The 2,555-nt window shown below is 31.4% G+C and carries 3 protein-coding genes; all 3 read left to right on the top strand.

What is annotated here, in order from left to right:
- A partial coding sequence (locus tag AB1349_13595) for a lysylphosphatidylglycerol synthase domain-containing protein (GenBank protein MEW6558359.1) occupies positions 1-818 on the top strand: 818 nt, incomplete at its 5' end.
- The gene (locus AB1349_13600) at positions 787-1,785 is read left to right on the top strand and encodes a radical SAM protein (GenBank protein ID MEW6558360.1); all 999 of its coding nucleotides are present in this window, start codon (positions 787-789) and stop codon (positions 1,783-1,785) included. The genes AB1349_13595 and AB1349_13600, both read left to right, overlap by 32 nt.
- A 1-nt stretch (position 1,786) precedes the next feature.
- A complete protein-coding gene (locus tag AB1349_13605; protein MEW6558361.1) occupies positions 1,787-2,461 on the top strand; it encodes a class I SAM-dependent methyltransferase in 675 nt (224 codons plus the stop codon).
- Positions 2,462-2,555: the final 94 nt, after the last annotated feature.

The raw sequence follows: 2,555 nt of genomic DNA on the forward strand, positions 1-2,555 counted from the left end.
TATCATTCGTACTCATAAAGATGGATTTTCAGAATTTATTATTTACCTTTGCGGAAGCAAATCCTCAAATTCTCTTTATTGCATTTTTATGTTCAGTGGTTTTTGCTTTGTGGATTTGCATATATAAATACAAATACATACTTGAATTTCTTGGTTATAATATAGATTTAGATGAAGTAAGGACAATTAAACTTGGCTGCTTACCGCTGAAATTACTTTCACCGTTAAAATCAGGTGAATTTTTTAGGGCAGTTTATCTGAATAAAAATTATAATATACCATATCGTAAAGGTATTTATTCTATTACACTTGGTTATCTTCTGAGATTTCTTGCATTATTTGTAATTGTACTTTTAGGGTTACTAATCAGAGTTTTGACTTTTTGGCAATTAATACTAATTTGTGTTTTAATCTTTGCGCTTTTGACAACCATATTTAGTTTGAAAAACTTTGATATGCTCTTTTTCTCGGTTTTATCCGAAATATTTTTGATTTTGAACTGTTACATTATATTCAATGCATTTAACTTACAAGCAGGTATTCTTGATTTTCTGTTTTTTATTCCGATTGTGTTACTTCTAGAAGGTTTACCAATTAGTATTTTAGGAATAGGTGTTAGGGAAAGTGCACTGGTTTTGTTTTTTACAAATAAGATGAATTATGATGGCATTATCGCTGCTGGAATTACTATTTCTTTTGTCAATGGTTTAATACCAACAATTTTAGGACTGTTTTTCTTGAAAGCGTTTATAACAAAACTTACTTTTATCAGAGAGAAAACTTGCTATGAGAATATCTGCATTACAAAACAGATATAAACTATCAATGGACTATGTTAGACAAAAGACAGAATTAAATGGTTATCCTTGTGAACTTGTTATAGAATTAACCAACAGATGTAATTTGAATTGTATAATGTGTCCGAGGGAAAAAATGTCAAGATATATTGGAGATATGGATTTTCATCTATTTAAAAAAGTGATAGATGAAATAAAACAAAAACCGACCGAAATGGTAGATTTATGTTTTGCTGGTGAATCACTGTTACATCCAGAAGTGTTCAGTATAATAAAATATGCTAAAAAGAGCGGGCTGAGAACATTTATTCAGACAAATGCTACTGTTCTGGATGAAAATACTGGATATAAATTGATGGAATCCGGGTTAGATTTACTTGTATTAAGTATAGATGCTGTAAGAGAGCAAACTTATCGTTCTATTCGTCCTGGCGGTGATTTTAACGAAGTAACAAGGAATGCTGAAACATTCTTGAAAATTAAGAATAATAATAGTAAGCGTGCCCCATATACTATTGTTCAGTTGGTTTATTTAACTTATAACAAACATGAAGCAAAAGATTTTGTCGGGCTTTGGAAAAGCAAAGGCGCTGATGCTGTAAGAATAAAACCGTTTAACGACCGTGCTGGGTTTGTTGACAGTTCACTTGATGGCCGTGATGATAACAATCAAAATAAAGGAATTCCTTGCATCAGATTATGGCGCGGTTTAGCGATATTCTGGGATGGCAAAGTTGTTCCTTGTTGTATGGATTATTCGGGTAAGGAGATAATCGGCGATGTTAATTTGGAATCAATTTTAGAAATATGGAACTCTGTTGAGATACAGAATTTAAGAAAGTTACATATTATGAACAAAGTAAGTGATTCCGAGCTATGCAGGGCTTGCTGTGGGTACAATGGAAATTTATTAAAAACATTAGGTACTGTTTTCTTTGATGCGCTTTCTATAAGGAAACTTGCTCCTGTATGGAATAGGGGAAATTAAAATGATACTTGATGCAGGACTATATTTAAAGAGACGCAAAGAAAATCCTTTAACAAGATACAGATTAAAAAGGAGAATAGAAAAGACAATTGAAATGATAAAAAAATACAACTCAAAAAATTCTAACCGCTCAATTTTGGATATTGGTGCTGCTGATGGAGCAATGTTAAGTATTTTAAAACAACAATTTGAATTAAAATCAGCAATAGGAGTTGAACCTAATGAGAACTTAATTCGCGCTAAAAAAGATATTCAAGTTGAACTTATTACTGCATCAGGTGAAAATTTACCGTTTAATAAATCACAGTTTGGTATTGTAATAATTTCTGCAGTAATAGAACATGTATTTAATCCAGAAAAGGTTATAGAGGAAACTTACCGTGTACTTTCAGATGATGGCATACTTATTTTAATCACAGTTGTACCCTGGATGGATAAATTAGCTGAAAAATTCCAGATTTTCCCACCAACAATTCACAAACATTTTTATAGATTCACCTTAAGTGAATTAAAGAGACTATTAGAGAAAAACGGGTTCAACGTGTTACATCTTAGCAAGTTTGCATTGCCGACATCAGGGTTTTTACTGTTTGAAGAAACGATTGAGAAAATGTTAAACAAACTTCATTTAGATTTTTTTATGACTTACGAATTGGCGGTAGGAGCGAAAATATAATGAGACTGAAAATACTTATATTAGTTATTGTTTCTGTATTGACTTTTATAAATACACTTTGGAACGACTTTATCTGGGATGATATTCCTTTCAT

The organism is Elusimicrobiota bacterium, assembly GCA_040757695.1.
Lineage (GTDB): Bacteria > Elusimicrobiota > UBA8919 > UBA8919 > UBA8919 > JBFLWK01.

Bases quoted from the DNA above. Each gene is read 5' to 3' on its own strand.
- AB1349_13600 (MEW6558360.1), top strand. From the start codon at position 787: ATGAGAATATCTGCATTACAAAACAGATATAAACTATCAATGGACTAT.
- AB1349_13605 (MEW6558361.1), top strand. From the start codon at position 1,787: ATGATACTTGATGCAGGACTATATTTAAAGAGACGCAAAGAAAATCCT.